The following is a 24,584-nucleotide window of genomic DNA, read 5'->3' as shown; positions in this document are numbered from 1 at the left end:
GAAACTCCTGGCAACACAGGGAAATCACGCGACACAGAAAGCAGGGGTAATGCTGCGCACGCGTTTCGAGTCCATCGGCTCGTACACACCATCCACCGTCCGTTCCACCGAGGAGATCATCGCCGGACTTGCGGTACCGAGATCCCTTGATCTGGAACGGATTACCGGTATCAAGAATCGTCGGGTCTACGACTCCAGCGACGAGGGCTACGAATCCTCCTTCGATCTGGCGCTGCGCGCCATCGAGGACTGCCTGGCGCACTCCGACTACGCCCCCGATGAGATCGACGTAGTCATCTCGGCCTCCATCACCCGCACTCGCGGCAAGGAAATCTTCTGCTACGCACCGTCTTTCGCGGTCATGCTGGGCAAGGAGATCGGCACGACGAAGGCTCGGCACTTCGACGTGTCGAATGCCTGCGCGGGCATGATGACCGGGGTGCTGGTGCTGGATCGGATGATCAAGGCCGGCGTGGTGCGCAATGGACTGGTGGTCAGCGGCGAACAGATCACCCCGATCGCCGAGACGGCGGCGCGCGAGATCAACAAACCATACGACCCGCAGTTCGCCGCGCTGACCGTCGGCGATGCGGCGGTCGCGGTGATGCTCGACGATCGCGGTGACGACGACGACGAAATCCACTACGTCGAACTGATGACCTCCGCCGACGGCGCCGAACACTGCATCGGCATGCCCAGCGACCAGGCCCCCGGAGTCGCGCTCTACACCGATAACCGCGCGATGCAGAACGAGGGCCGCTATCTGCAGGCCATCAACCGCATGTCCACGTTTCTCGAGGAGACCGGGCGCACCTGGGAGAGCGAGAAGTTCGACTACTGGATCCACCACCAATTCAGCGCACCCGCCATCGAGTACATCTCGCACCTAACCGAACGCCACTTCGGCACCCCGATGCCCCAGGCCCTGAATGTGCTGCACGACTTCGGCAATACCGCGTCGACCTCGCATTTCGTGGTCCTGCACGAATATCTCGCGCAGCAGAAGATCCCCAAAGGCTCCAAGGTGCTGATGATTCCGGAGGCATCCGGAATCGTCTCCGGGCACCTAGCCGCCACCATCTCCCGTCTGGAGGCCTGAGCCATGCCGACCACCATCCTCGCGGCAGCCATCAATGCCGATCTCGATACCGGCAGCTATTTCGAACTGGCGACCCGCGCGGCCGCCTCCTGCCTGGAACAGGCCGGCATCACCCCCGAGCAGGTCGGAATGCTGATCAATGCCGGAGTCTTCCGCGATCAGAACATCTGCGAACCCGCGGTGTCCGCGCTGATCCAGAAGCGAATCGGCATCGGCCTCGAATACGCGCCCGGCCGGGTGCCCGCCTTCTCTTTCGATCTGATGAACGGCGGGACCGGCCTACTACACGCGATCGCGACCGCCGAATGTTTCCTGGTCAGCGGCGAAGTGTCGTATGCGCTGCTGGTCGCCGGTGATACGCATCCGTCGACCGAACGTCATGTCGACGGTTTCCCCTACAGCACCAGCGCCGCCGCGATCCTGCTCGGAACATCGAACACCACAGGCGGATTCGGTGCACTACACACCACCGACACCGCCGGTCCCGCCGATCCGATCGCCTGGGTAGCGATGGGCGCGGTGGGCGCGAACGGCCGCTCGGCCATGAGCACCAAGGCCGGTGCCGACGATCTGGTCGAATTGGCCGCGGTGGCGGTGCGCGACTGCCTGAGGGCCGAAGGATTGGACGCCACCGATTTCGCCGATGGCCGCGCGGTGCTACTCGCGCCAACCTGGACCCTCGCCTTCCGTGCCCGTCTGGCGTCTGCACTCGGGTTCACGTCGGAAGCGATCGTCGGGATCGATCCCTCGGTGGACAATCCGTACTCCGCGGCTCCGGTGCACGCGTATGTGAGCGCGCGCGACAGCGGCGCCCTCGCCGCGGCACGCACGGTGCTGTTCCTGGCCGCCGATGACACCTCGGCCGCCTGTCTGGCCTACCGCCAGCAAGTACTCGCGCACGCCGGGAGTCGATGACACGAAAGGCGTTGAAACACCTCATATTACGTAGGTGTCATCAGTCGACGTGACAGGATCGGGCGGGCGAATTAACCTGTGTTCACCGGCTGGATCATCGGGCGCGTGGACGCGTCCTTCCCGCTGCGACGATGCCGCATCCTCAGTGCACCCGAGCTGCTCGTTTTCGATGGTGCTCTCCCACAGTCGGGCTCACCACCTCGACGAAGGGCCTTGCGAGAATGTGTCAGCCTGTCCCGCCACACAGCGACCCCGTAGCGCACCGCGACCACTGGGCCGACTTCGCCAAATCCCGGGTCGGTCAGGCCATGGCCGTACTCGGCACCGCGAGCACGGTCGGCCTGGTCGCCGAGCTGCTGGAGGCGGACGAGGCCGCGGTGCGGACCGTCGTTCGACAACTCGCCGAAACCGCGCGCTTCGAACATGCGGAGGTCGGTGCGCGGATTCTGCGCAATACCCCCGACGAGGTCCGGCGGAAATTGCACAGTCGGGCGGCGGAACTGCTGCACCATCGGGGTTTTCCGGCGAGCACCGTCGCCGACCATCTGGTCGACGCCGGTGCCGCCGGTTACCCGTGGGCGGTCGAGGTACTGCGCACCGCCGCCGAGGACGCGATCACCAATGATCAGATCGAACCTGCGGTCGATCGGTTGGAGTTGGCCTATCGCGCCACCCGGGACGTGGGCGAACGGGCCACCATCGCGATCCGGCTGGTCTGTCTGGAATGGCGGATCAACCCGTCGACTCGTTCGCGCCAGTTCACCCGGTTGAAGGCGGCGCTGCGCGCGGGTCGGGTGCCGCACCACGAATTGCCGGCCGCCGTCATGTATCTGCTGTGGCACGGGCAGGTGCAACAGGCCGATCACGCACTCGGTCAGCTCAACAGCGGTAAGCCGGATGAGGCGACGCCGGAGATCGACTTCTTGCGCGCCTGGTTGCGCTACTCCTATCCCCCACACGTCCAACGTCACCCGCGACTGTTCGCGGCCCCAGCCCGGCCGTCCAAGGTGTGCGCCGACCAGTATTCACCGCATCGACACGGCGCAGATCTACTCACCGGCTTATTCACCCATCGGCTCGACGAGATCGCCACGCTCGCACAGCGATTGCTCACCAGTCACCGCCTCACCTCGACCACCATCGAAACCCTGGTCGCGGCCGTGCACTGCCTCATCTACAGCAATCGGCTCGATACCGCCGCGGCCTGGTGCGAATCGTTACTCGCCGAGGCCGATGCCCGCCGCGCCCCGACCTGGCAGTCGATCTTCGCCGGGCTGCGCGCGGAAACCATGCTGCGCAAGGGCAATATTCGCGATGCGATCAGCGATGCGGCGCTGGCGCTGAACTATGTGCCCGCCGAACACCTCGGACTCTGGATCGGCACGCCGATCGCCACGATGGTGCACGCGCTGACGATCTCGGGTCGTCATGCCGAGGCCGCGACTCAACTCGAAAGGCCGGTGCCCCGAACCATTTTCGAATCCCGCTTCGGACTGCCGTATCTGCAGGCACACGGCCACCATCACCTCGCGGTCGGACGCGCCGACGAGGCATTGCGCAGTTTCCGCCGCTGCGGCTATCTCATGGACCGCTGGAATATGGATTTTCCCTGGCTGGTGCCGTGGCGCAATGACATTGCGGCGGCCCATCTCGCACTCGGCGAGCACCGGCAGGCACAGGAATTCGCGACCAGACATATCGAGCTGCTCGGGGCCGCGGACCGGCACCGCTCCGGTGGCGTCGCACTCCGGCTGCTCGCCGGCACCAGCGATCGCTATCAGGCCTTCCGCTTGCTGCGCGAGTCGGCCGCGATCGCCCGCACCGGCGGTGACGATGTCGAATTGGCCACGGCCCTCGGCGAACTCGGCAAGGCACACCGCGCCGTCGGCGATCATGAGCGATCCCGCGCACTGCTCCGCGATGCGGCACGCATCGCCCAAACCTGCGGCGCCGAGGTTCTGCTGCACGATCTGCTCGACGGCAAACCGCAAACCGTGACGCAGCCGACCCAACCGATGCCCGCACTGCGCCGGATTCCGGGCGGGCTCGCCACGCTGAGTCCCGCCGAGCGCCGGGTGGCGGAATTGGCGGCCCGCGGCAAGGCCAATCGCGAGATCGCCGATAAGCTCACCATCACCACCAGCACCGTCGAACAACATCTCACCCGCGTCTATCGAAAACTCGGGGTGGCGCGGCGCGGTGAACTGTACTTCGTCCTCCCGCTCGGGCCGGCTGATACCGCGGTCTCGGCCACCGGGTAGCGGCCTATGATGCCGCCACGAGCGCGTACCGGTCCCGCCGGGACTCCGCCTTGGCGACGGTTACCGGCGCGAGCAGCCCGGCGGCGAGCAGGATCAGCCCCGCGACATACCAGCCCGCGACCCCGATCCCGATGCACAACCAGGTCAGTAAGGCCGGGCCGAACGCATCGGCCAACCGCAGACCGGTGCCGAATACGCCGAGGTATTCACCGACGGCCGCCGGCGGCGCCAAGGCATTCGAGACCTCGAACCCGCCTGCCGTCTGCCACAATTCACCGACGCTCAAGACCGCCGCACCACTAGCGAGAGTGAGCACCGCGAGCCAGCCCGACTGGCCTTCGGCCGCCGCCAGCACAATGCAAGCCAGCAGGAATGCCCATCCGGCGCGCCGTAGCGCGGCACCGCCCGCGCGCGCGGTCGCGACGTTGCGGCTCGCACGGACCTGGAAGAACACCACGATGAAGATATTGAGCATGTCGATCGCGGCGATCGACCAGCGCGGAGCCGTCGTCGCACCGATGATCCACAGCGGAATCGCGACCGACTGAATCCGGTACTGCAGCGACAACACCCCATCCAATAAGGTGAGCGCCAGATACGGCCGATCACGCAACACCGCCCAGCGCTGTCCACCCGCCTCGGATTCCACCGCAACCGGCCCCAATACGGGTAGCCGCCCGACCAGTAGCGCGGCCCCGGCGACGCAACCAGCACCGATGACAATGGCCGCGTGATAGAAATTCGCCGAATCCCACTGCACGGCCACCGCGGAAAGGCCGATGCCGATGGCTATGCCCACATTCAGAATCGAGCGGATATAGGCCCGGAATTCGTTGGCCCGTTCGGTGACCACACGGGTGATGATCGTCGAGATCATCAGCTGCACACAGGTCTGCGCGGCGGCCGTGGCCGGTATGACGATCAGATACCAGGCGAATTCATCGACGGTGAGAAAGCCCAGGGTGCCGAACGCCGCGAGAATCAGACTGACCCGCAGCACACCCAGCGGGCCGCGTCGATCCGACAGCTTCCCGGCCAGTATCGAGACGACGATGGACACGGCTCCCGCGACGCTGAGGCCGATACCGACCCGCATCGGCGAAATATGCACGATCCGTGTGAAGTAGAGGACGACGGTGGACAGATAGATACCGCTGAAAACGGCGGATGCCGCCGCGATCAGCGTCAATACACGCTGCGTGCCAACCGGCGGCAGGGCAGCAGAGAACCGCGACACGATCCCTTCCCGCGACTCAGGCGACGGCCGCGTCGACAGCCGGATCGTAGGCCACGCAATCCATCCGGAAACCCGCCGCGGTGCGTCGCAGCGAGTCGATGACCTCCACCGTGGATTTGCCACGGAAGCGGAAGGCGGCACCGATATCGGCATAGCCGAACGTCTGAGTGATGGTGGTCCCCGGCTGCGGGACCGAGACGTGGTATGGCGAATGCTGCTGCGGTACGTGCAGCTGGACGTCCACCACGGTGCACGGTGGGGTCACCGGCGGATGGATCAGCAACTCACCGACCACCGATTCGTCGGTAAGCGGATCGGCGGCCGGAATCCGGCCCAGTTGGATATCCACGGCTGCACCGAGCAGGTCGTAGCCGTGCACCTCCCGCCACATATGCGTGGTTTCCCCACCCGAGGCCCGCGCGGCCACTTCGAGGAATTGGATACGCGGTGCGGCACCGTCACGACCGAGGAAGAATTCGAGGTGGAAGACCGTCGGTACATCGGCGCTGAGCGCGGTGAGCACGGCCTTGGTGAAGCTCGTGAGCGGGTCGACCAATTCCGGCTCGTCGATCTCGACGTAACCGAGAGTTGTTCCACCATTGGCGAATTCGAGACAAGTGCCGAGGTATTGCGAAGCCCGCCACGGGCCGAGCTCGGTACCGGTCCACACGCCGTCGACGGCGCCGACCTCATCCGGACAGAAACGTTGTACGAGAAAAGGTTCCGAGCTCAGGTCGGGCAATGCCGCGCAATCATCGATGGAATTCAGCCGGATGATGTCCTTGCTACCGCCACCGAGACGGGGTTTGACTATGAGCGGAAAGCCGTGCACCGCAGCGAAGTCCGTAATCGACTCGACATCGCCGACATGGGTGAAGGCGGGAGTCGGCACACCCGCGGTGGCGACCGTCACCCCCATCACCAGTTTATCGCGAAACGGGAGCACATAGTCCGGGCGGTCACCGGCGATACCGAATTCCCTCCGTAATTCTGCCGCAGTCAGCAAATCGAATTCGTGCAGCGCGACAATGCGCTCCGGCGCGCCGAATCGAGCCGCCAGCGCGTGCACGGCCTCGGGCACGTTCGTCATATCCTCGAGTAATTCGACGGCGGCGGCCGCATGCCGCGGTATTCCGTCGATCAGATCCTTCGCGCAAACGTAGGTGACGGCATTGGCATGGTGGTCGATTCGCTCTAGGTAGGGGACATCGACGCCGCGAACTCTATGAATCACGGTCACATGTGGGGGCACTGGTTCCTCCGCTGACAACAGTCTCAATAGATCCACTGAGGACCCGTACCGTCGAGAGTGGATCATTCTCTCCGACAACGGAATTGTGCGCCGCGCCCATCGGTGGCGCCTGTTCGGAGACGGCTATTTAAGATCCCTTAACAGAGAGCTCGGGGCCGCCGCGGGCGGCGCGGTTACCGATCTATCGGCAACCCACGGGCTACATTCGATCTCACTCATCCGAGTTCTGGACAATTCCGCTGGACGAAGGAAGTGAGTGGGTCGCCGTGGTAATGAACGAGGGATCACCGACCAGTCGCGAAGCGTTGGTCGAACTGGATGTCTTTCCACCGGAGCAACACCGCCGCTGGACCGTTCTGCTGCGGCTGCTGTTGGCCATACCCCAGCTGATCGTGCTCTGGTTCCTGAGCATCGCCGCCTTCGTGGTGATCGTCTGCGGCTGGTTCGGCGCGCTGGTGCTCGGTCGATTGCCCGACTGGTGCGGTGAATTCCTGCGCGGATATTACGGCTACACCGTGCGGGTGCACGGGTATGTCATGTTGCTGGTCGACGACTACCCGCCGTTCGCGTGGAGCGCACCGGATTATCCGATTCGACTGCTGTTCCCCGCACCCACGCCGTTGAACCGACTCGCGGTGCTGTTCCGACTCATTCTGGCCTTCCCGATCCTGGTGCTGTCGGGCTGGTTCACCACCGGATGGGGGATCATCTCGTTCATTCTGTGGCTGATCGTCCTGATCACCGGACGGATGCCGAGCGCGATCTTCGAGGCCACTGCGGCGGTGCTGCGCACCGAAATGCGGGTGTCCGCCTACGCGTACCTGCTGACCCCGACATACCTGAAAGGCGCTTTCGGCGATAAGCGGGCGGCGCCATCCGGTCCGATATATACCGGATCGCCGAGCGGTCCGATGGGAGGTGCTGGTCGGGTGACGGGTGGGCCGGAACCGGCTGCGCAGTCGCCGACCCGCCCGCTTGTGCTCTCCGGCGGCGGCCGGACACTGCTGATCGTCATGCTCATCGTCGGCATTCTCGGCAGCTTCGGCGAAACCTCCGCGGGCTGGGGCAATGACGATGACAACGACACGGATGCGATCTCCAGTTCACAGCTCGCCCGGCGGGTCGCCATCGACTTCACCGACCAGACCGGGCACACCCCGCAGCACGTGCATTGCCCCGATTCCCTCGACGCCGATATCGGCGCGACGGAGGTCTGCACGGTGACCGATAACGGCATGGAGTTGCGTGCCCTGGTGACTGTCGACGCGATCACCGACGGGGCGGCGCACTTCCGCACCGTCATCGAGCACTGAAAAGCTAACTCTGCCTGCGGGCCCGGGCCCGGCGCTTGCCCTCGTGCATCGCCTGGACCCGGGCCACCGGGATGGTGTGGCCCTCCTCGATGAGATCGGCGGGCAAGGCCTGCGGCGCGGGCATCTCCCGCGCCCACGGATCCCGATCGCCCAACTGCTTCGGTGCGGTGCGCACGGTGAAATCACCCGGGCTGACATCGGCGAGCTGGGCCCATTCGATCGGGAAGGACACCGGTACCCCCGAACGCACGCGCGGACTGTAGGCCGCGACCACTGTCGCACCGCCCGCGCGCGTCGAATCGAGAAAGACCTTCCCCGCACGGTCCTCGCGGATGAATGCGGTGGTGGCCAGATCAGGATCGATGCGTTCGGCCCGCGCCGCGATCGCCCGGGTGGCGGCGGCGACATCCTCGATCGCGATTCGCGGCTGGAGCGGTACGAAGATGTGCACGCCCTTGGCGCCGCTGGTTTTCACCGCGCCCGCGAGTCCGTCATCCGACAGCGCCTGCCGGATCAGCTCGGCTGCCAGCACGACCTGCCGGAAGGCGCCGCCCTCGGGCGGATCGAGATCCAGGATCAGATGCGTCGGGCCCGCGGCGTGATCGGCCAGCAGCAGCGTCGGGTGATATTCGACCGCGCGCTGATTGCCGAACCACACCAGCGTGCGCACATCATCGCAGAGGGCGTAGGTCACTTCGCGTTTGGAGGTCTCGGCCCACACCGTCACCCGGCGCACCCATTCCGGCGTGTATTTCGGCAGATTCTTCTGCATGAACGGTTCCTGCCCCGGCCGGATGCGCACCACCGAAAGCGGACGGTCACGCAATTGCCCGACCAGCCGATCCCCGACGAATTCGAGATAGTCGATCAGATCCCGCTTCGTCGCATCGGCACCGTCGAACAGCGGTGCGTCGAGATTGGTCAGCTTGACACCCGCACGAACCTCTTCCCCGCTCATCGGCCAACCATGCACCGCCGCTCGGGGCACGGTCAACCTTCGACGCTCGCGCGTCGCGGACCGTCGGCTCGCGAGGCTTGCCCATTCCGGACGTCTCCGTGTCGCGAACGCTGATCCGTGTGACTGAAATGGCGTCAGCTCTGTCCAGATCGGCGTCCGAGTTGGGACAGACGACGAGTTGTTCGCTGGACCGATTCTCCTCGCCAACATCAGGATTCGGCCGCGCGGGGGTAGCCGAAGACGATGAAGGCGATGGCACAGGCCGCCGCGGAGGTCAGCAATGACCAGCCGATGCCCGGGGTGACGAGTGCACCCATGATTGCGACGCCGAGGGTCGCGCCGACTTGGCGGACGGCGTTGAGAAGGCCACCGACCGCGCCCGTGGTCCCCGGTGGTGCCGCATTGACAATGGCAGTGACCAGCGCTGGAAGGGCAAAGGCGACACCGAATCCCGAAAACAGTAGGCCGAACGCCAGCACCGGATAGCCGAGGCCCGCGAATACTGCCGCGGCCAGCACGACACCGCCCGCTGTCAGCAGGGCGAGTCCGGTCAGGATCGGGCGACGCGGTCCGATGCGGGCCACGAGTTTGCCCGCGAGCGGCGGGATGACGGCGAACGGCACGGTCAGCGGCAGGAAGGCGAGCCCGGTCTGCAGCGGATTCAGCTGTCGCTGCAACAGCAACGGCAGGACGAACAGCGCACCGGTGAGCGCGAAATTCACCGCGGCACCCACCAGCAGCCCCGCCCGCACTCGGCCCGCGCGCAGCAGTTCCCGATTCAATACCGGTGCGGCACTGCGTCGTTCGAGAAATGCGAAAATACTTCCAGCGAGCACCGCGCCGCCGAGCGACCACGCCGTATGCCCCCACGACTGCGCGCCCGCCGCGATCAGCGCATCGGTGCACAGCGCCAGGGCGAGGGCCGCGGTCAACTGCGCACCCCAGTCGATGCGGCGATCACCGCGCGCGCAGGTCACAGCGGATCCGATGCTAAGCCCCAACACGACCACCGCAATGGGAACATTGACCACGAATATCGACCGCCAACCGGCCAGGCCGACCAGTGCACCACCAACGATCGGCCCCGCGGCGACCGCAGCACCACTGATCGCCGCCCACGTCGAAATCGCCCGCGCGCGTCGACCCGGATCCGGATAGAGCTGAGTGATCATCACCATCGATGCGGGCACACACGCCGCCGCCGCGACGCCCAACAGCACCCGCAGCGCGACCAGCACCCACAGGTTCGGCGCGAAGGCACTCAGCAGCGAGACCAGACCGAAAGCCGCTGTGCCGAAACGGAATACCCGATGCGCGCCATGGCGATCGGCAACGGCGCCCGCCGAGAGCAGCAGGGCGGCGAAGGCGACGGTATAGCCGGTGGTCGCCCATTGCAGTCCGGCGACCGAGGTGTGCAGGGACGCCGCCAGATCCGGCTCGGCGACCGAAAGCACCGTCATATCCAACAGCACCATGAAGTACCCGAGGGATATCCCCAGCAGGGCTCTGGTTGATGCGGACGTACTCGCCCGCGATTGCAGAATGCTCATCCGGTGCAACAGCTCCTCGGTTCGGTGATGACGCGATCGACTCTCGTTGGACGGGCACGTCGGCTCCACCGGCCGCGGCGCATACCGCGTTCGGAATATCCGAATGCTGCGGCGGTGTTGGCCAGGCCATGGAGTTACGTCAGCTGCGGACCTTCGAGGCCGTCGTGCGCCACCGCACGGTCACCGAGGCCGCGGTCGCACTCGAGCTCGCGCCGTCATCGGTGTCCCAGCAGATCCGCACACTCGAAACCGCGCTCGGGGTGACACTTTTCGTGCGCGATCCCAAGGGCATGCGGCTCACGCCCGCGGGTCAGCGGCTCACCGGATGGGCGCGGCGACTGCTCGAACAGGCCGAACAGGCGGTGCGCGACGTACGGGAGGAACGGCCCGTCCTGCGACTCGGCGCATTGGAAACCCTCGCGGGTGCGTATGTTCCGCAGGTGCTGGCGCGGCTGGCCGAGCGGCGGCCCGATATCGAGGTCGAGGTGCGCTCGGATCGGGCCCGCGACGGCCTACTCGCCGATGTGGTCGGCGGTGATCTCGATGCGGCACTGCTGCTGGATTCCGGTGGCGCCGTTGGCGATCTGGGTTTCCCGGCGCCCACCGAACCGCTGGCCTTCCTCGACCTTGATCGGGTGCCGCTCGCCCTGGTCGCCGCGCCGACGCATCCGCTGACGGCGCGGTCCGGCTTGACGCCCGCCGACCTCATCGATGAGCGGCTGCTGGTCAATGTGCCCGAATGCTCGTTCTGGATGGCGGGTGAAAAGGTGCTCGGCTCGGGTCCGCGGCGCGTCAAGGCCGGTGCGGTTCCGGTCATGCGGGCCTGGACCGAACACGGACTCGGCATATCCCTGCTGCCGGAATTCGCGGTCGCCGACGGACTCGCGCACGGCACGCTGGTTCGGTTGGACTTTCCGGTGCCCGATCTGAGTCTGCGGCTGGTGTGGCGGGCGGATCAGGAATCGCTGCCCGAGATGCGCGAGGTCCTCTACGCGGCCGCGCGGCCATGATTGCGCCGTTCCCGGCAAACCGGCCGCAATACCCGCGGCAATGATTAGGCTGCGAAGAAGACGCAGGTCCCGACCTCGTAGGTCAACCGAGAGGAGTCAGGCGATGAGCGCGCAGCGGTTGGCGACCACGCACTTGGCACTACACGGCGATCTGACCGGCATCCTCGGCAAACACCTCATCTACGCCTACGAGAACGGCTGGAAATACGAGTTGTACGTGCGCGATGCGCAGACGATCGAATCGCGAAGTCTGATGGGGCCGATGTTCGGGCGCTGGTCCAAGAATCAGGCGGCGAAGCTGGTCCAACTGAACGACGATATGTACAAAATCGCCTGGGTGGAGGCGACCGGAACCACCACCGTACTCATCGTTTGGCTCGGTGACCGTCGGGTGCACACCACCATCTCCTATCCGCAGTGGATGCTCGACTATCCCGACTGCACCCTTACCCGCTACGAGGAGAATCTCGACGCGATCATCGCCGAGCGCGACCGAGGACCGACCTACCCGCTGACCCTGGTCTCCGCATCCGGGCGCATCACCTTCCTGGAATCCCGGGATCTCGACGACGACACCGTGATCGACTGTCCGCCGCACAAACTTCCGCCGGGGTACGCCACGCGCACCAACTGAGCGTGTCAGGCGAGGTACACCGGAAATGCGGCCAGGTCGAAGTCGTCGGCATGCTGCCGTGCACCGCGGTATGGCTGATTCACCCGCAATCGGATGGGTACCGCTGTGCCCAGGAGGTATGCGCATGACTCGTCCCGTGCCACCGAATCCGAGCCCCATCCCGCCGACGCCGATTCCAGAGCCGGTGCCACCGACACCGATCCCGGATCCGGTACCACCGAAACCCGGCCCCGAACCGATGCCCGGGCCCGAACCGTATCCGGAGCCGGAACCGATACCCGGTCCGGCGCCGCAACCGATTCCGCCGAGGCCTGGTCCCGACTCGGTGCCCGGTCCTGAACCGGTACCCGGCCCCTCACCGGATCCGATACCGCCGGTGCCCGGCCCTGAGCCGGTACCCGGCCCCTCACCAGATCCCATCCCCCCGGTGCCCGGCCCTGAGCCGGTACCCGGCCCCTCACCAGATCCCATCCCACCGGTGCCCGGCCCCGTTCCGCACCCCGAGCCGGTACCACCACCGGACCCCGGCCCGACACCCGAGCCACCGATCCCCGATCCACGGCCGAGTCCTGATCCGATGCGACCGCCACCGATCCCGAATCCTGGCGGTCCGGTAGATCCGATGGATCCGGCGCTGCCGGACCCCCGGTAGCGCTCAGATCAGCGCGGCGACCGCTTTGGGTGCGGCCAACCATTCACGAATAGTGTTACGCACCAAGGTTTTTCGCCTACACTCGCAGTATGCCGTGACGCCGTGGCCATCGATGCCCGCGCCACGGCACAATGCGACCGCCCGTGGCAGATGCTGGTATTGGGTGACGATAATGGCGCGGTCGACACCGAACAGATTCTTGGCCCGCTCGCATGTAGCCCGGGTCGACAGCCCTGCGCCATCGCAGCGCACAACCGCCGGATCGATGCCGTGGTCGGCGAGATACTTTGTCATCGAAGCGATTTCGTCACCGGAAGTGCCCGCCGCATCACCGGACACCAGGATCTCGCGCACTTTTCCGGCCCGCAGCAGTTCGATCGCGACATCGAGTCGTCCACGCATATAGGCCATCGGCGCACCGTCGGGTCCGACCTTCGCGCCCGGCACGATCACCACCGGAGCCGACGGCGCGGCCGCGGCCATGGACCGATATCCGGCCGAGACCAGCCACAATCGGACATTGGCACCCGCGACGACCACCGCCGCTGACGCGACCAGACCGACACCCATCCGAAGCACTGTCTTCCGGTCGGTTATGAGCTGCACCCGCCCGACGATACTGGCGGGGCACTAGGCGATGCGCACCCCGCTGTCGAGATCACCGTCGAGCAATGCAATGCCCAAGGTGGTCGCCTGATGCCGCATCGCATTGCGGTGCCGCCAGCTCTCGATCAGCCCGGCCTCGCGCAATATCGATGCGTGTTCGCTCGCCGTCGCGGGTGAAATACCCAGTCGGCGAGCGAGTTCGGTCGTTGTGCAGCCCTCGGCGATCTCCTGGAGGGCGGCGGCGCGCGTCCGGCCGAGTAGTGCGCTCAGCGCCTCGTTGGTCGCGCGGGGACCCCAGGCCGTGGCGAAATCGGCGATATCACGTAGCACCGGAACCACCAGCGTCATCGGCGCGTCCTTATCGATGGTGGACTTCAGCAGCTTCGGTCCGGGCCAGATGAACAGCGAGGGAATGATGCTCAGGCCGCGCCCGTCGAGATGTTCGTCGTTGCATTCCATCGGGGTGAGCACCTCGAGCGCGGGCGCGCGCCACCGCGCGAAGGGTGCCAGTCCGGCGAAGAACCGTTCGACGCCCTCGGTCGCGATGCTGCGCGCCATCCGCTCGGCCGCCACCTCCAGATACGACTGCACATGCGCCCACCGACCGGCGAATGCCACCGCATGGAATGCCTCGACGGCGAGCGCGACATCGTGGCGGGCGGCGCTGTCGCGGTCGGACAGATGCCGCGTCCACGCGGGCAGCGGGTGGTCGGTCAGTGCCCGCCGGCGGCCTGCGTGCTCCACCTCGCGGCGGAGTTCGTCACGGGAGGCCAGATGCAATGCCTCGATCCCCGCCGATATCGACCGCGCACCACGGGTCGGTGTGATCAGGTCGACGAAGTGGTGCACGCCGGGGAAGATATCCGCGAGCACGCCGAAGTTGTCCGGCATCGCGCGCCGCACCTGCCCGCGCCAGCCGCTGTACAACGTCGCGTCGGTGCGTTGCACCACCCGGGTGGCCAGCATTGTTTCGCCCATCGCGCCGAGCGGCGCCCCGATCCGGATGCGCGTCAGATCCTCGGGTGTGCAGTAGATCCGCTTCATACGCTGCCCCGCATCGTGGTACCGAGGCACCTCACGGTACCCGCGATCACCGCGGTCCTCGCAGCATTACCGCGAGGACCGGATCCATACTCAGGATTTGATCGGCGGCCGACTGCGTGGCCGTCCAACGAAACCAGCTCGGTCGCCACCGTTTCCGCCAACCGGTCACGCTCGGCCATCCCAGCATCAGGCCTACCGGCCGCGCCAATACATCGTTCACCATCGTCGACTCCTGAATCCGCACTGTTCAGCAGCCTAGGAATCGGCGGGCCCGACCCCCACCATGTTTCGGTCGTGGCCTAAACACCGCCGAGCACGGAGACATCACCGATCGTCAACTTGTTATAGCCGGTGGGCATGGCAGCTCGAATTGTGGGCAGCCGGTCTAGGTGAACAGCACTCGAACCTCGCCGTGGCGACATCGAATCGCGATCGGTTTGCTCATCACCGCCTGGGCGGCAGGGTGCGGCTCCTCGCAGGAGAGCGCCGCACCCACGTGGTCCGGCCCCGCGCCGATATCCGCGGTCACCATCACCATCGGACACGAGAACTACAGCGGCACACCCCCGATTGCACCGGGTGCGGTGCTCACGGTGGTCAACCACGATTCGGTGAAACACAGCATCACCAGCAAACGCCCGGGCCTGTTCGATCACGAGATCGGCCCGGGCCAGACCATCACCTTCACCGCGCCCGATGAAGTCGGCTCGCACCCCTTCTACTGCCGGTATCACGCGAACATGGAGGGCGCTTTGAGCGTGCGGAGGTCCATTTCGCCGTGACGCCGCCTACACGCAGTACTGGCAGGTCCCACTGGCAGGCAGCTGGATGAAGCACTGTTCGCACACCGGCGCGCGGACAGGCTCCGGCTTGGCCTCCTGCGCGGCGGTGCTCGCGGAGCGGCGGCCCGCGACCTTCGGCGTGAGCGGCGGGGCGGTCGGCTCGGCGGGCATGGCGGCACCATGATGCTCGTAGCACTGCCACCTGGCGTAGGAGGCGTGCAGCTCGAGGTCCTTCGGAATCGGCAACCCGGCCAGTTCCAGCACGTACTTGTAGGTGTCGCCGACGGTGTGGTTCGCCTGCACGCACAGCGAAGTCAGCGGTGGCTCGCCCGCATTGTGGCAACGCCGCGCGACCTTGCGCAGAATCGCCTCCATCCACGTCCGCGTCGGCGCACCCGTATGCACCCCGGACGTTTCCTGCACCCGCTCGGCCAACTCATCCACAGTGATGAAGTTCCCGTACCCCGTGGCGACCTCGGACAGCTCCGCATGTGCCGCAAAGGCCCATGCCACCGTCGCCTCCCGCAACGTCACCGGGACGCCGTCACCTGCCCGCCATGCCCCCGCCGTCGTGGATACCGAACTCTTGATCACCCGCTCAAGTTATCGCGCCGCCCCGCGGCCCGCCGAATGCCCCCACATTCCGGCCCCTGATCAAGATCACCATGCATGGCTGTGCACACACGATGATCTTGTTACTAGCTTTCTAGAATGCTAGCATCGGTGCGTGGGTGACGAGGATGTGAAGCAGTTCAACGTGTATTTGCCGGTGGGATTGATCAAGCAGGTCAAGTTCCGGGCCATCGAGTCCGGGATGTCACTGTCGGCATTGGTCGCGGAGGCGCTGCGCGGATACCTCGACGACACCCACGATCAGCAACCGTGAGCGCGACAAGGAGAGACGATATGACGACGCAGGGTATCGAAGGCGTATTCGTCGAGACGCACAATTGGGGCAAGTCGGCGCGGTTCTTTCAGGCGCTCGGCTTCGAACCCGAATTCACCACCGACCACAACTCCGGACTGTTCCGCAATGGCGACGGTCCCTATGTATTCATCGCCGAGGTCCCACGCAGCCAGACCCCACAGACACAACTCGTACTGACGGTGACCGAACCGGATGCGTTCCGACCGAGCAGTGACGTCGAGGTGGTCACGCCGTTCGAGGAAACCCATTACGGGACAAAGGAAATGACGGTGCGCGACCCGGACGGACGGGTGTGGAGTCTGCAGGTCGGAAAGGTCGGCTGATGCAACAGGTCATCGGCCCCGAGAGCACGGCGGAGCGCGTGGCACTGTGGCGGGCTTTGCACGTCGAGATCGATCCGGCGCCGCATGTACTCGAAGACGAGATCGGGCTGCGGCTCATCGACCCCGACGCCGGATGGCGCGCGCGAGGGGATATGGATCCCGAGACGACGAGCCTGTCGCGCGCGTGCGTCGTGGCGCGCGCCCGATTCGTCGAGGATCTGGTGGTCGAGCAGGCGGCGCACGGCGTCGACCAATACGTCATCCTCGGCGCCGGACTCGACACCTTCGCGCAGCGTCGACCCGAAATCGCTTCCGGCCTAACCGTATTCGAGGTCGATCAGCCGGGCCCACAGGCATGGAAACGGCAGCGGTTGGACGAACTCGGGTTCGGAATTCCGAAGTGGCTGCGGCTGGTTCCGGTCGATTTCGAGGCCGAATCCTGGTGGGACCGACTCATCTCGGCGGGCTTCGACCCGTCCCGTCGCGCGGTGGTCGCCGAAACCGGCGTCTCCATGTACCTCACACGCGAAGCGAATATTCAGACACTACAGCGGATCTCGGCCCTCGCACCCGGCTCCACCTTGGCCATGACCTTCCAACTGCCGCTGGACCTACTGGATGCGGAGGAACGCGCGATACGCCAGGCCGTGGAGAATGCCGCACGCGCAAGTGGAGTGCCATTCCTCAGCCTCTTCAGTCCCGATGAACTGATCGAGCTGGCCGAGGCAGCGGGTTTCGCATCGGCGCAACACATTTCGACGTCCATCCTGACCCAGCGCTACTTCGCCGACCGAACCGACGGCCTGCGTCCCCCGAGCGCGGAGCAGTTCCTGGTAGCGACGACTTAACGACCCCGGCATCGCGTATTCCGAAGCGGCCGAACCGATTCCGTGAAAACTCGCCATCGCCTACAGTGCCCGGCGCACTCCGTCCAATGCGGCGCGCACCGTCATCGACGCCCTACGTCATCGCACCTGAACGCTGGATACGCCCCACCGGAACGGCACCGTGATAGAAGTACCGCCCCGTCGCGTTCGACAGCAACCACAATGCTGATTCCCAGCTCACGCCCAGGTTTGCGTGCGAAGTTCTCCGGTAGCTGCTGGCGGGTTGAGGATGAGGTTTGATGAGGGTGATCGATGGCGTCGGCCGGTGGTCGGCCGGTATCAGCGTCGGGTTGGCGGTGCTGATGCTCGGAGGTGGGTTCGCGCAGGCGGACACGGTGGTGCCGCTGCCCGACGGCGAGCAAGCCTTGACGACCGCAACGGGTATTCCGGTGGATCTGACCAGGACCGGTGAGACCGCGATCATCTCCCAGTCCCTCGCCGCCAATGGCATGTCACGCACAGCGCAGCTGTCGGCGACCGCGTACGCGACGGCTCCGGGCGCGACAGCAGGCAGTTTGGAGACCGGCTATCTGATCGGCTGCCAGGCAGATCTGTCCGGCGGGCTGTCACTCGGCGGTGATGTCTACCTATCGCCCGGCTCGGTATCGCCGGAATTGACTCCGAGTATCAAACTGTTGCCCGGCGGCGTCGCCGTGGTGAAGTTCGGCACGAAGAAGCTCGACCCCGCAGCGGGTGCCGTCGGTATCGCCTACCGCAATCGCGGTGTCCAGCTGAGCGGGTGCGGCGGATACGCGCAGGCGCGCGCGTTCAGCTCCCTGACCGTGACCAACGACCAAGGGTCGGCCGAAGTGACTTTGTACGGCGACCCGTTCAGCGTCGGATGAGCGGCGTAATGCGATCGAATGAGAGGAACAGCGCGATGCGCCGTTCAGTCGGCGCCGCAATCATGACGTGCGCGGTCCTGCCCCTGGCACTGGTGACATCCGGTGCGGCACAAGCCGATACCTCCGTACCCCTGCTCGATGGCCACGACCAGTTCATCACTCGCGATGGCCTTGTCGTCGCGGTCGACCGCACCGGTGAACATGCGACGATCTCCGGGTCGATGGCCGCGAGCCCACTCTCCCGCAATGCGTGGGTTTCCGGTGTGACCTCGGTGCACATCACCGCACCCGCCGATATCACGGTCACCGGCGGTCGGATCGAGACCGGTTACCTCGTCGGCTGCCAGGTCGATCTCGGCAGTGGCACGCACGCGGACGGCAGCGGCGATACGCCGCCGCCGCAACCGAAAACCGACGCGCCCGCGGGTACCGACAACGGCGACGGTGGTGGCGGCGGGGGCAATGGCGGCATCACCGCGGGCGGGTACGCCGGTGGCACCGCAGGCGACTCAGGGATCTCGCCCTATGCCGACCCCTCCCTGAGCGTCCAGTTGAAGCCCGGCAAGGTAGCCACCAAGGAAATCGAGGACTACACCTTCACCGGCACATCGGGCATAACCCAGTACGTGGACCACACACTGTCGGTAGAAGGTTGCGCCGGCGCCGCCGAAGCTCGCGCCTACACCACGGTCACCGTGCACGACAATGTCATGGACGACTCCGAAACCCTATGGGGCCAACCCTTCGGCCTCGGCTGACATCATCGCGCGAGATTCACCGAAGCCAGTGTGGTGGATGCCAGCACTGTTCTGCGCGAACGGTCTTGGGGCGCAGGGAAGAACTGGTACCGTCGCACGGCATGACCAGCACCCACAACTGGGGGTATTGATGCGTTCGATCCGGTCCGTCACCGCTTTCTCTCTCTCCGCGATTACCGCAGCCGCCGTAATCGCCTCGGCCGCACCGGCTTCCGCTGACTCGAGCGGCGGCAAGTTCGCGACGATCTACGCACTGACCAACGGCCCGTGCGTCGCGATAGTCGACTCGTCGGTCAACGGCAATGCCTACCCGGGCATGGCCGCGTTCACCGTGTCCGCCCAGATGATCGGCCTCGGCCCCTGCTCGCTCGACATCACCCTGAACTACCGCAACGTCGACACCGGCGAAACCGGCAGCTTCACCGCACATGCCAATGGCCCCGGCTATTGGGGCAACAGCGGCTACTCAGCCTTGTTCAGCCCCGGCCACGACAATTTCGTCGGCAGCGTCACCCTCAGCGCGGCCCACTTCCCGGAGTCGGGCCAAGTCCAGTTCACCAATCACCCGTACCAGAGTTAGCGGGAGCCGTGCACAACCTGCAGGGCAATGGATTTCGTTCAGTCTCTGCGGGCCAGCAGTCGATAGCAGTTACTCCCGCTTCCATCGCGCAGCGCCGCCTTGATCGCCTGGTCGACAACCCCGCCTGCGAGGATGACCGGCGCTCCCACTATCCAGGTCCCAACGCGCCGCAGCCGACGGAAACGGGTCGCGGCGAACGGTGACCACGTAGACAGGTCCGGCATGAGCGTGGCGACTCGGAAGAGAGCGGATCCGCTGAAGTCCAAAGGCATCTGAGCTTGTGCACGTTGTTCGGCCACGGAAGTGAAACCCCGTGCGGCCAAAGCCGTTCGGAGGTTGGCGAGCGGGAAGAGGTGCTGGTGCTGCGGCTGCGACCAGCCCGGCCAGTACCGCCCGAGCAGCCGCGCCAGCGGCCACTCGGGGTCGGGAACCTCGATGAGCAGGTAGCCACCGGGCGGCAACACCCGCGCCGCGGCATCGAGCTCGGCGAAGGGTTCGCGCGTGTGCTCCAAGTAGTGGTGCATGCTGACCACGTCGTAGCGCCCAGCCAACTCCTCCGCCAGCTCGGGAAAGAACCCGCGAAAGCCGCGACAGACCCAGCCGCGCTGCTGCGCACGCTCGATATTCACGCTCATGTCCAGCCCATCGAAGACCGTCTCCGGCCACACCTCGCGAGCGGCATTGCAGAAGTGGGCCTGCCCCGTGCCGACATCCAGCCAGCGCTCGGGTGTGGTGAACGGAGCCAACATCACCGCCCGATCCCGATAGACCGGCGCCGTCACCGTAAAGCTGAAATCCGCCATCGCCGCACCGGAACCGTCGAAAAAGTCGCGGTAGTAGAACTCCAAGCCGGCCACAGACAGCCGCGGATTCTGGAAAACATGGCCACACTCCAGGCACTTGTCCAGCCGAAAGATTCCGGGCTTACGCTGACTGAAGTCCGGCGATTCGACCCATTTCCTCAGCACATGACCGCCACACCACGGACAGGTCTCTCGACGTGTCTCGAAGAATCGCGCCGTGCCGGACGCGAGATCCCGCGCGTAACGTTGCCTGGCAGCGGCGGCCCCTGCGCGCTCCCGCTCCTGTTCCGGCGAGCGCCACTTGCCCGAAGTCGTCCTGATCCAGGTGTAGGGCTCACGCACTGGCCGCAGCCAAGCCCATGCGAGGTCCCGGGGACGGAGCGGGCCACCGGCCACGACGAGATAGGGCTGGACACAGTACATCAGTACCGCCGCAGCACCCCAGCCACGATGGGCGCAGAACCCGGCAGCCAGTAGCGCGTATCGAACCACGAGGGGGGCCAACGCCCACACCCCAGGAAATCCGGTGGCTTCCAGAGCGGCTCGCCGCTTGCCGAGGTCGACATCAACCGCCGCGAGGTGGGCTGCCACCACCAGATCCGAGTCCGAGGGGGCGCATCGTTTTGCCTCGGCGGTGAACTCGGTGATCTCCACCGGATCCAGGTCGGCGATCTTGTTGAACTTCGCTCGCTCCAGAACCGCGGGCTGGACTGCCAGGGCATGCGCTGCACCGCGTCCGGGACGCAACCGTGCGCTGCGGTAGGTTGCGGGATCCACTACGCGGGCCAGATCCAGCGCGGCTTCGACAGGCAGGTCCGCTGGCACGAGATCAAGCACCGCCACCCCGTGTTTGCGTGCATAAGCGGCCGCCGAGCGCTGGACGGCGTCGTCCAGAGCGACTCCTTCCGCAGTAACGAAACGCAGCCCCTCGCCGACCGGCTCGTCAGCCGGCGCTAAGGTCCGCAACGCGGATAACCGGCGGCGCAGCCGCCACCCGTTGCACATCAGCCCACCGGTAACCAGCAACGGCAACACTGTGCGCAGTCGCGGGCGGCTCATACCAATTTCTCCAGGCAGTCGGCCGCGGCCACGGACCCACCGGCGGCCGCGAAGGAGGCTTGCACCCGTAACGCCGCCCGGCGGTACGACGGATCGTCCAGGACCGTCAATATCGCCTCGCACAGCTCGGCGGCCCGCACCCGGCCGAACTTCACCCTGATCCCGGCCCCAGCGGCCTCGACCTGCCCCGCGACGACCGGGTTGTCATCGCGGATCGGGGCTACCACCAGCGGCACGCCAAAAGCGAGGGCCTCGCAGGTCGTGGTATGCCCGGCGTGACACACCACGACATCGAGATGTGGCAGCAGTTCCAGATAGGGCACGAAGTCGCGCACCAGCACGTCCGCCTTGGACGAGTCGATCGCCCCTGGTGGGGCGACCACTATCAGCTGGATTCGATCCGTCACGGATTCCACCGCCTCGATCGCCGTGGAAAGAAAGCGCTGCCCTACGTCGCCGGCGACGGTCCCGAGCGTTAGAAACACATGTTGGCGGGCAGGGTCGAGGCGATCCCAGGGGAAGTCACCGCCACGCGGATAGATCGAGGGTCCGACAAACCGGTAGTGGCCGGGGAACCGCTCGAGCGGGCCGACGAGCGCCGCCGTCGTGAAGGCGAGCACTAGGTGCTCGGAGAAGCGCAGGTCACCCGCCTCGGAAGTGTCCACACCCAGACCATCGAATCGGCGCATAAAGCCGTTCACGCGCTCGGTGACCCAGGCCTGCAGTTTGGGCCCAGGGGCGTCGACCAGCTCAGCGGACATGATCGCCAAGGTCGCCCATGGCAGGCGACGGGCGTGGGCGACGAGCGCGCCGGCGAGGGTGTGCTGATCCACAGCCACCACGTCGGGGCAGAAGTCATCAACCGCGGCCTCGACACCCGGCACCATCGAGGTGGCGAGCGGGATCAGAAACTCCTCCCACAGGAACCGGAACGCCGCAGGCCCACGCATCCCGCGGCGACGACTCTGCATCGACTCCCCCCACTGCCGCGACCCCACCGGTTCGGGGGATCCGCTGTCCGGGTAACCCACCTCGATCGCGCGGGCCCCCGGCGGCAGCATGGGGCTGATGTGTTCGAGGTGGCCGACCCAGGCGACGTCGTGGCCGCGAGCGACCAACTCCGCGCCGACCGCCGCAGTCGGGTGGACGTGGGCGGCGAGCGGAGGCACAACGAACAGAAACCGACTCACGGGGCACCTTCTTCCGCCGCTGGGGGTATTTCGGCCGGACCGTGCCCTTCGTCCATCCGGGCGAGCACTCGGTAGGCATCGCCGCGACCCGTATGGCGGGTCACTCCGTCGAGGATCTGGTCGGCCACGAAGCCGACGACGACCAGCGGCGAGCCCGCTAGCCAAATGCCGGCCTGCCAGAGTCGACGCGGGAGCGTCGCAGAGGATTGTGACCATGGATAGTCCACCTGCGGCATGAGATCCCGCAGGAACAGCCCGACGGCGAGAGTGAGGCCGACGCCCATGTGCGCTCGGCCGTGCTCCTCGGCGACGGTCGTGAACCCCCGTTCGGCCAAGGTCCGCTCGAGGTTCGCGACCGGGAACATGTGCAGGTGTTGCGGCTGGAACCAGGGCAGCCAGTACCGTCCGAGGAGCCGAGCCAATGGCCACTCGGGATCGGGCACCTCGATCAGGAGGTAGCCGCCGGGCCGCAGTATTCGGGCCGCCGCATCCAGCTCGGCCAATGGCTCGCGCGTGTGCTCCAAGTAGTGGTGCATGCTCACTACGTCGTACCGACCCGCCAACTGCTCGATCAGCTCGGGGAACTGTCCCCGGTAGCCCCGCGAGACCCAACCCCGCCGCTCAGCCTCCTCGATGCTGTTCGACATATCCAGCCCATCGAACAGCGTTTGAGGCCAGACCACGCGGGCGGCGGCGCAGAAGTGGCCGTGGCCGGTGCCGACATCCAACCACGACTTGGGCGTGGTGAACGGCGCGAGCATCGTGGCCCGAGCCTGATAAACGCCCCTCGGATAGGGGTGCTCGAAGGCCGCCTCTTGCAACTCCGCGCCGAGGCCGTCGTAAAAATCGCGGTAGTAGAACTCCAGCCCAGCTGCGGTCAGCCTCGGGTTCTGGAAGATGTGCCCGCATTGCCGGCACTGCTCCAGGGTGAACCGTCCCGGCTTGTGCTGAAGGAGATCGGGCGTGGCCACCCGGACCGACAGGTCGGTCCCGCCGCACCAGGGACAGCTGATCCGGCGGGATTCGAAGAATCGCTCGATCCCGGCAGCTAGCTCGGCGGCGTACACCGGCCGGCGATCGGCTGCCAGCGCGCGTCTGGCCATGGCCTGGGGCGCGGGACCTCGCAGAGCACGCCACCATCGCCGCGGAGCAAGTACCGAACGCACCAGTACCGCACGGTGCAGATCGGGTGGGGCAAGGGGGTGGTGCCGGCCTGCGAAAACAAGGTAGGGCTGGAGACAGAACATTGCGGCGGCAATCAAGCCCCGGGCCGGATTTACCAGAACGCTCAGAGCCAAAGCGGCGTACTGAACACCCGGCAGTGCCAAGCGGACCTGGTGCTCGAACGGGAAGAGCACCCGCAGGAGTGCGCGGCCCTTGTCGGTCCGTTCGGGCAGCGCCCGCAGACCCGGCGCAACCACTACCTCGGTTGAGTCATAGGCCTGCCGTTTCAGGAGAATCGTGATCCGGGCCAGCTCGGTCAGCTCCAGCTCATCGAACTGCGCAACGCCCGCACGTTGGAGAACAGCCCGGTCGGCGAGAATCGCGTGATGGGCCCCTCGCCCCAGCGCGAACGCGTCGCCCCGGAAAGTAGCTGGGTTGATCCGCCGTCCCAAGTCCATCGCCAGGTCAACCGACAGATTCGCCGGAACCAGGTCGACGACGTCCAACCCGTGCAAGCGCGCGAAGGCGCTCGCGGCCCGCCTGGTGGCCTCGTCCAGCTCCACACCTGTTGCGGTGAGGAAACTGTGGCCATCCGCAACTGGTTCCGTGGCCGGCTCCAGCACGGCCAGGCGGCGCAGGCGCCGGCGAAGCCGGACACCGTTGACGAGAACTCCGGTCGCGAACAGCGGGGGAAACATATCGGCCCAACGCCTTCGACCCCTTACGAGCGAATT

Annotated in this window: 23 protein-coding genes; 13 read left to right on the top strand and 10 right to left on the bottom strand. The window is 66.1% G+C overall.

The features are described from left to right. The first annotated feature begins 49 nt into the window (after positions 1–49). The 3 genes from ACIBJI_RS35400 to ACIBJI_RS35390 all read left to right on the top strand — a co-directional run bounded on the left by ACIBJI_RS35400 (position 50) and on the right by ACIBJI_RS35390 (position 4,275). A complete protein-coding gene (locus tag ACIBJI_RS35400) occupies positions 50–1,099 on the top strand; it encodes a 3-oxoacyl-[acyl-carrier-protein] synthase III C-terminal domain-containing protein (RefSeq protein WP_364344876.1) in 1,050 nt (349 codons plus the stop codon). Positions 1,100–1,102: 3 nt separating this feature from the next. Continuing rightward, the gene (locus ACIBJI_RS35395; protein WP_397087680.1) at positions 1,103–2,014 is read left to right on the top strand and encodes a hypothetical protein; all 912 of its coding nucleotides are present in this window, start codon (positions 1,103–1,105) and stop codon (positions 2,012–2,014) included. Between the two features lie 221 nt (positions 2,015–2,235). Next, complete coding sequence (locus ACIBJI_RS35390; protein ID WP_397087678.1) at positions 2,236–4,275, top strand: LuxR C-terminal-related transcriptional regulator; 2,040 nt, start codon at positions 2,236–2,238, stop codon at positions 4,273–4,275. Between the two features lie 4 nt (positions 4,276–4,279). On the opposite strand, the gene ACIBJI_RS35385 is transcribed toward ACIBJI_RS35390, so the two are convergent. Further along, the gene (locus ACIBJI_RS35385) at positions 4,280–5,512 is read right to left on the bottom strand and encodes an MFS transporter (protein WP_397087676.1); all 1,233 of its coding nucleotides are present in this window, start codon (positions 5,510–5,512) and stop codon (positions 4,280–4,282) included. Between the two features lie 16 nt (positions 5,513–5,528). Then, entirely contained in the window at positions 5,529–6,746 is a 1,218-nt protein-coding gene (locus ACIBJI_RS35380; RefSeq protein ID WP_397087674.1) for an acetyl-CoA carboxylase biotin carboxylase subunit family protein, read from the bottom strand. Between the two features lie 290 nt (positions 6,747–7,036). Between ACIBJI_RS35380 and ACIBJI_RS35375 the strand changes: the two genes are divergently transcribed. Further along, positions 7,037–8,077, top strand: coding sequence for a DUF4389 domain-containing protein (locus ACIBJI_RS35375; protein WP_364344891.1), 1,041 nt, complete (start codon positions 7,037–7,039; stop codon positions 8,075–8,077). A gap of 4 nt (positions 8,078–8,081) precedes the next feature. Here the strand turns inward: ACIBJI_RS35375 and ligD are convergent, their stop codons facing one another. Next, positions 8,082–9,035 (bottom strand): non-homologous end-joining DNA ligase, encoded by a 954-nt coding sequence (gene ligD, locus ACIBJI_RS35370; protein ID WP_397087672.1) that lies wholly within the window; start codon positions 9,033–9,035, stop codon positions 8,082–8,084. Positions 9,036–9,244: 209 nt separating this feature from the next. Beyond that, positions 9,245–10,585, bottom strand: coding sequence for an MFS transporter (locus tag ACIBJI_RS35365; protein WP_364344897.1), 1,341 nt, complete (start codon positions 10,583–10,585; stop codon positions 9,245–9,247). 128 nt (positions 10,586–10,713) lie between these two features. On the opposite strand from ACIBJI_RS35365, the gene ACIBJI_RS35360 reads away from it, so the two are divergent. Both ACIBJI_RS35360 and ACIBJI_RS35355 read left to right on the top strand, forming a co-directional pair. After that, complete coding sequence (locus ACIBJI_RS35360; protein WP_364344900.1) at positions 10,714–11,595, top strand: LysR family transcriptional regulator; 882 nt, start codon at positions 10,714–10,716, stop codon at positions 11,593–11,595. Positions 11,596–11,698: 103 nt separating this feature from the next. Then, positions 11,699–12,229, top strand: coding sequence for a phenolic acid decarboxylase (locus ACIBJI_RS35355; RefSeq protein WP_364344903.1), 531 nt, complete (start codon positions 11,699–11,701; stop codon positions 12,227–12,229). Positions 12,230–12,884: 655 nt separating this feature from the next. Here the strand turns inward: ACIBJI_RS35355 and ACIBJI_RS35350 are convergent. Next, positions 12,885–13,487: an ElyC/SanA/YdcF family protein gene (locus tag ACIBJI_RS35350; RefSeq protein WP_364344909.1), complete on the bottom strand. Its 603-nt coding sequence runs from the start codon at positions 13,485–13,487 to the stop codon at positions 12,885–12,887. Between the two features lie 24 nt (positions 13,488–13,511). Then, positions 13,512–14,531: an ArsR/SmtB family transcription factor gene (locus tag ACIBJI_RS35345; RefSeq protein WP_397087669.1), complete on the bottom strand. Its 1,020-nt coding sequence runs from the start codon at positions 14,529–14,531 to the stop codon at positions 13,512–13,514. Between the two features lie 389 nt (positions 14,532–14,920). Between ACIBJI_RS35345 and ACIBJI_RS35340 the strand changes: the two genes are divergently transcribed. Further along, positions 14,921–15,313: a cupredoxin domain-containing protein gene (locus ACIBJI_RS35340; protein WP_364344915.1), complete on the top strand. Its 393-nt coding sequence runs from the start codon at positions 14,921–14,923 to the stop codon at positions 15,311–15,313. Between the two features lie 6 nt (positions 15,314–15,319). On the opposite strand, the gene ACIBJI_RS35335 is transcribed toward ACIBJI_RS35340, so the two are convergent. Continuing rightward, positions 15,320–15,907 (bottom strand): hypothetical protein, encoded by a 588-nt coding sequence (locus ACIBJI_RS35335; protein ID WP_364344918.1) that lies wholly within the window; start codon positions 15,905–15,907, stop codon positions 15,320–15,322. A gap of 133 nt (positions 15,908–16,040) precedes the next feature. Between ACIBJI_RS35335 and ACIBJI_RS35330 the strand changes: the two genes are divergently transcribed. The 6 genes from ACIBJI_RS35330 to ACIBJI_RS35305 all read left to right on the top strand — a co-directional run bounded on the left by ACIBJI_RS35330 (position 16,041) and on the right by ACIBJI_RS35305 (position 19,634). Then, positions 16,041–16,199 (top strand): ribbon-helix-helix protein, CopG family, encoded by a 159-nt coding sequence (locus ACIBJI_RS35330; RefSeq protein ID WP_062985155.1) that lies wholly within the window; start codon positions 16,041–16,043, stop codon positions 16,197–16,199. Positions 16,200–16,219: 20 nt separating this feature from the next. Beyond that, positions 16,220–16,564: a VOC family protein gene (locus tag ACIBJI_RS35325; RefSeq protein WP_364344922.1), complete on the top strand. Its 345-nt coding sequence runs from the start codon at positions 16,220–16,222 to the stop codon at positions 16,562–16,564. Continuing rightward, positions 16,564–17,412, top strand: a complete 849-nt coding sequence (locus ACIBJI_RS35320) for a class I SAM-dependent methyltransferase (RefSeq protein ID WP_397087666.1) — start codon at positions 16,564–16,566, stop codon at positions 17,410–17,412. The genes ACIBJI_RS35325 and ACIBJI_RS35320 overlap by 1 nt, the downstream gene beginning before the upstream one ends. Before the next feature lie 278 nt (positions 17,413–17,690). After that, the gene (locus ACIBJI_RS35315; RefSeq protein WP_364344925.1) at positions 17,691–18,296 is read left to right on the top strand and encodes an MspA family porin; all 606 of its coding nucleotides are present in this window, start codon (positions 17,691–17,693) and stop codon (positions 18,294–18,296) included. A gap of 35 nt (positions 18,297–18,331) precedes the next feature. After that, a complete protein-coding gene (locus ACIBJI_RS35310; protein ID WP_397087664.1) occupies positions 18,332–19,054 on the top strand; it encodes an MspA family porin in 723 nt (240 codons plus the stop codon). 37 nt (positions 19,055–19,091) lie between these two features. Continuing rightward, positions 19,092–19,634: a hypothetical protein gene (locus ACIBJI_RS35305; protein WP_364344931.1), complete on the top strand. Its 543-nt coding sequence runs from the start codon at positions 19,092–19,094 to the stop codon at positions 19,632–19,634. Positions 19,635–19,672: 38 nt separating this feature from the next. On the opposite strand, the gene ACIBJI_RS35300 is transcribed toward ACIBJI_RS35305, so the two are convergent. Genes ACIBJI_RS35300 through ACIBJI_RS35290 form a run of 3 tightly spaced genes read right to left on the bottom strand, consistent with a single transcriptional unit; the run spans position 19,673 to position 24,548 of the window. Then, positions 19,673–21,496 (bottom strand): class I SAM-dependent methyltransferase, encoded by a 1,824-nt coding sequence (locus ACIBJI_RS35300; protein ID WP_364344934.1) that lies wholly within the window; start codon positions 21,494–21,496, stop codon positions 19,673–19,675. After that, positions 21,493–22,686 carry a nucleotide disphospho-sugar-binding domain-containing protein gene (locus tag ACIBJI_RS35295; protein ID WP_364344937.1) on the bottom strand — a complete coding sequence of 398 codons (1,194 nt, stop codon included), beginning with the start codon at positions 22,684–22,686 and terminating at the stop codon, positions 21,493–21,495. The genes ACIBJI_RS35300 and ACIBJI_RS35295 overlap by 4 nt, the downstream gene beginning before the upstream one ends. Next, positions 22,683–24,548, bottom strand: coding sequence for a class I SAM-dependent methyltransferase (locus tag ACIBJI_RS35290; protein WP_364344940.1), 1,866 nt, complete (start codon positions 24,546–24,548; stop codon positions 22,683–22,685). The genes ACIBJI_RS35295 and ACIBJI_RS35290 overlap by 4 nt, the downstream gene beginning before the upstream one ends. Between the last annotated feature and the right edge of the window lie 36 nt (positions 24,549–24,584).

The organism is Nocardia sp. NPDC050408 (assembly GCF_044458905.1).
GTDB lineage: Bacteria > Actinomycetota > Actinomycetes > Mycobacteriales > Mycobacteriaceae > Nocardia.
Note: the sequence above shows the minus strand (reverse complement) of the source record. Positions and strands in the feature narration are given on the sequence as shown.